General features: G+C 76.3%; 4 protein-coding genes and 2 pseudogenes. All 6 read left to right on the top strand.

Features of this window, described 5'->3' with window-relative positions; all coding sequences use genetic code 11:
- Positions 1-666 (top strand): annotated as a pseudogene (locus KBX39_RS26085) (histidine kinase); the annotation flags it as partial.
- Positions 663-1,127, top strand: a complete 465-nt coding sequence (locus tag KBX39_RS26080) for a roadblock/LC7 domain-containing protein (RefSeq protein ID WP_043327977.1) — start codon at positions 663-665, stop codon at positions 1,125-1,127. The pseudogene KBX39_RS26085 and the gene KBX39_RS26080, both read left to right, overlap by 4 nt.
- A complete protein-coding gene (locus KBX39_RS26075; RefSeq protein ID WP_043327976.1) occupies positions 1,124-1,573 on the top strand; it encodes a DUF742 domain-containing protein in 450 nt (149 codons plus the stop codon). The genes KBX39_RS26080 and KBX39_RS26075 overlap by 4 nt, the downstream gene beginning before the upstream one ends.
- A complete protein-coding gene (locus KBX39_RS26070) occupies positions 1,551-2,345 on the top strand; it encodes an ATP/GTP-binding protein (protein ID WP_176722823.1) in 795 nt (264 codons plus the stop codon). Before KBX39_RS26075 ends, KBX39_RS26070 begins: the two co-directional genes overlap by 23 nt.
- A 47-nt stretch (positions 2,346-2,392) precedes the next feature.
- Complete coding sequence (locus KBX39_RS26065) at positions 2,393-2,884, top strand: hypothetical protein (RefSeq protein WP_210872983.1); 492 nt, start codon at positions 2,393-2,395, stop codon at positions 2,882-2,884.
- 37 nt (positions 2,885-2,921) lie between these two features.
- Positions 2,922-3,713 (top strand): annotated as a pseudogene (locus KBX39_RS26060) (ATPase); the annotation flags it as partial.

Raw genomic sequence — 3,713 nt, 5'->3', positions numbered from 1 at the left:
GCCCTGACCCCACCGGCGGGTCCGGCCCTGACGCCGCCCGCCGGCCCGGCCCTCGCACCGGCCGCCGGGGCCGGCCTGGCCGTCGGGCCGTCGTCGCCACCGGCTGTCCGGCCGGCGCGCACGCCGACCGTCGGGTCCGCGCCCGTACCGACCGCCGGACCGGCGTCGGCCCCGCCGGTCGGTCCGGCCCGCACGGCGCCCCCCGCCGGTGGTCGCCCGTCGGCCCCGGCCGGGCCGGAACCGGTCGGCCCGCCCACCGGACGGCCCGGCACGCGGTCGCCGATCCGGCAGCGGGTGCCCGGCGCGAACCTCCCGGCCCCCGCGCCCACCACCCCGGCCGCCCCGGCGACCGGCGGGCCGCTGATCGGCGTACCGGCCGATCCGGCCTCCGTCCGGGCCCTGGTCGAGGCGTTCCAGGACGGCGTACGCCGGGCCGAGGGCCACACCACCCTCGTCCCGCCCGCAACGGAGCGTCCCCGGCTGAGCCGGCGGGTGCCGGGCGCGAATCTGGCCGACACCCCGGTCCAGTCCACGCCCCCGGCCAGCTCCGACCCCGGCGACCCCGTCGAGGTCCGCAATCTCGTCAACGAATTCGAGGCGGGCGTCGCCCGCGCTCTGCGCGAAGTCAGCCCAGACCGTCATTACGAAGAGGACCCATCACGGTGACCAGCCCCTTCTTGCACGACAACATCGAACAGAGCGCCGCCGGCGACCTCAGCCCCGAGGCTCGCACCTTCAACTGGCTGCTCGACTCGTTCACCTCCAGCACCGCCGGGGTGATGGAGGCGATCGCGGTCTCCTCGGACGGGCTGCTGATGGCCATGTCCGCCATCAAGGACCGGTCCAACGCGGAACGGCTCGCCGCCGTGGTCTCCGGCATGACCAGCCTCGCCGGAGGCGCCGCGAGCTGGTACGCGCTGGGCGCGCTCAACCGGGTGATCGTCGACATGGCCGAGGGTTACCTGCTGATCAGCGCGATCAGCAGTGGTTCGGTCCTCGGCGTCGTCGCCGACCGGACGGCCAACCTGGGCACCGTGGCGTACGAGATGACGCTCTTCGCCGGCCGGGCCGGCGGCGCCCTGAGTCCCCGCCTGATCGCCGAGCTGAAGAACGCCGTTCAGCAATGATCCCGGGGGCCGCCGGCGCGGACCCGGAGCCGGAACCCGGCATCCGGGTCCGCCCCTTCCTGCACGCGTCCGTTCCGGTTCCGGAGCCGGACGCGGGCGACGGGGAGCCGACCGGCCCGCGCCCGTTCGTGCTGACCGCCGGACGAGTGGACGGCGACCCGGCGATCGGTCTGGAGACCCAGGTCACCGCTCGTCCGGGCAGCACCTCGTGGGCGGTGACGGCCCGGCTGTCCCCGGAACTGGCGGCGATCGTCGCGATCTGCGCCGAGCCCGTCTCGGTGGCGGAGATCTCCGCCCGGACCCGGATGCACTTCGGTGTGACCCGGGTACTCGTCGGCGACCTCCGCGCCGCCGGCCATCTCGACGTGCACGTCGCGGACGGCGACGACGCCCTCGATCCCGACATCATCCTGCGAGTGATTGATGGACTTCGTGCGATCTCCTGAATGGCCGGCGGCGGCCCTGGGCGGGCCGTCCGCGAACAGCGCCCCGAGCCGCTACGGCGGACCGGCCCCGCTGATCGGCCGCGCCACACCGCCACCGCCCACCCCGCCGCTGCCGTACCTGCCGCCCGGGGTGCCGCCCCAGGAACCGGCCCCGATCGTGAGCCGGGTCCCGGCGCCCCGCCCGCCGATCCCGGTCAAGATCCTGATCGCCGGCGGGTTCGGGGTCGGCAAGACCACCACGGTCGGGGCGATCTCGGAGATCGCGCCGCTGACCACCGAGGCCGAGATGACCACCGTCGGGATCGGCATCGACGACCCGGGCGGCGTCGCCGGGAAGACCACCACGACCGTCGCCATGGACTTCGGCTGCGTCACCATCGACCGCAGCCTCAAGCTCTACCTCTTCGGTACGCCCGGTCAGGCGCGGTTCGGTTTCATGTGGGACGACCTGGCCCGGGGGGCGCTCGGCGCGCTCGTGGTGGTGGACAGCGCCCGCCTCGACGACTGCTATCCGGCCATCGACTTCTTCGAACGTTCCGGGCTGCCGTTCGCCGTCGGCGTCAACGCCTTCGACGGGCGGCTGGCCCTCGACCTGCCGTCGATCCGCTGGGCGCTGGCGATCGCGGAGCACGTGCCGCTCGTGCAGTTCGACGCCCGGGACCGGCTCTCCGTCCGGGACGCCCTGCTGGTCGTCCTGGACCGGGCGCTGGACCGGGCGACCCGTTCGGGGCGGCGCGGCGACGGGCCCGCCCCGCAGCCACGGGCGGGCTGAACACCGACAGTCGTTTCGATCCGTTGTCTGGCGAAGGGGTGGACGCCATGAGAGGTGATCTGGACGAGACACTGGCCCGGATGGCGCGGCGCGAGGAGGCGATGCGCCGCCGGGCGCCCGGCGAACCGGCCGGCGGGACCGACCAGGACGTGGTCCCGGAGGAACTGCCGGCGGAGCCGGGCAACGGGCGGGCGGGCCACGGCGCGTACCGGCTGCGGGGCGGCGCGGCGCCGGCGCGGCGTGACCCGGTCGAGGAGGTCGCCGACGCGGTCCGGCGGGTCGTGGCCGACCACCCCGGGGTCGCCGTCACGCTGCGGGTGGAGGTGGGCGACCAGGCGTACCCGCTGCGGGTCTCCTGGTCGGGCCTTGCGGTCACGGTGGGCCCGGCCTCGGCGCCGACGCCCCCGCCGGCGTGGCCCATGTCGGTGAAGACGGTGCCCGCCCCCGGGCAGGACTCGGTCGAGTCGGACCCGGCGGCCCGGCTGGCGGAGATGATCCGGCGGGATCCCTCGCTGCTGGACGGCCCGGACCCGCGCTGAGGCGGCACCTCGTGGTCACGGCGGCTACTGTCGGCGGGTGGCGGAACCCGATCTGACCCTGACCGCGACGCTGCGGCCGGCCGCGCTCGACGCCCGCCGCGGCGTGGTACGCCTGCACCCCGAGGTGCTCACCGCGCTGGCGCTGCGCCCCGGCGATCCGGTGCGGCTGACCGGCCGCCGGACGACCGCCGGCATCGCGGCCGCCGCCGACCCGGGCACCAGCGGCGTCCTGCTGCACGCCGACGACCTGCTGCTCGGCAACCTGGGGCTGCGGGCCGGCGGCCAGGTGACGGTGAGCCCGCTGCCGGCCACCCCGGCGCGCCGGCTCACGCTGGCCGGCCCGGCCGCGGTGGTCGCCGCGGTCCCGCCGGAGATGCTGCGGCTCGCGCTGCTCGGCAAGGTCGTCACGCCCGGCGACGACGTCTCGCTGCTGCCGCAGGACGTGCTCCCGGACGCCGCCGTGCGCGGCCTGATCGAGGCCGCGCGGCGCAGTCTCGCCAGCTCCGTCGGGTACGCCTGGACCAGCACGCTGCTCAACGTCGTGTCCGTCGAGCCGGCGGCCGGCGCGCTCGTCACCATGGACACGGTGGTGGGCTGGGAGCACGGTCCGGCCACCCGGGGCTCCGGCCCGGTGTCCCCGGGCGCGCCCGTCTCCGCCCCCTCGGCCGCGCCGGCCGGGACGGAACGGGCCGAGGGCCTGCTCGGCCCGGAGGACGCCCCGGACGTCGACGAGCTGCCCGGCCTGCGCGCCCAGGCCGAGGAGCTGACCGAGCTGCTGGACCTGGGCTTCCACCACCGTGAGGTGCTGGGCCGGCTCGGCACCACCGTC

The sequence above is a fragment of the Micromonospora sp. D75 genome (genome assembly GCF_018070405.1).
In the GTDB taxonomy this organism is placed as follows: Bacteria; Actinomycetota; Actinomycetes; order Mycobacteriales; family Micromonosporaceae; genus Micromonospora; species Micromonospora chalcea.
Note: the sequence above shows the minus strand (reverse complement) of the source record. Positions and strands in the feature narration are given on the sequence as shown.

Coding starts and splice junctions, on each gene's coding strand:
- KBX39_RS26075 (WP_043327976.1), top strand. CDS start 1,124: ATGATCCCGGGGGCCGCCGGCGCGGACCCGGAGCCGGAACCCGGCATC.
- KBX39_RS26065 (WP_210872983.1), top strand. CDS start 2,393: ATGAGAGGTGATCTGGACGAGACACTGGCCCGGATGGCGCGGCGCGAG.
- KBX39_RS26070 (WP_176722823.1), top strand. CDS start 1,551: ATGGACTTCGTGCGATCTCCTGAATGGCCGGCGGCGGCCCTGGGCGGG.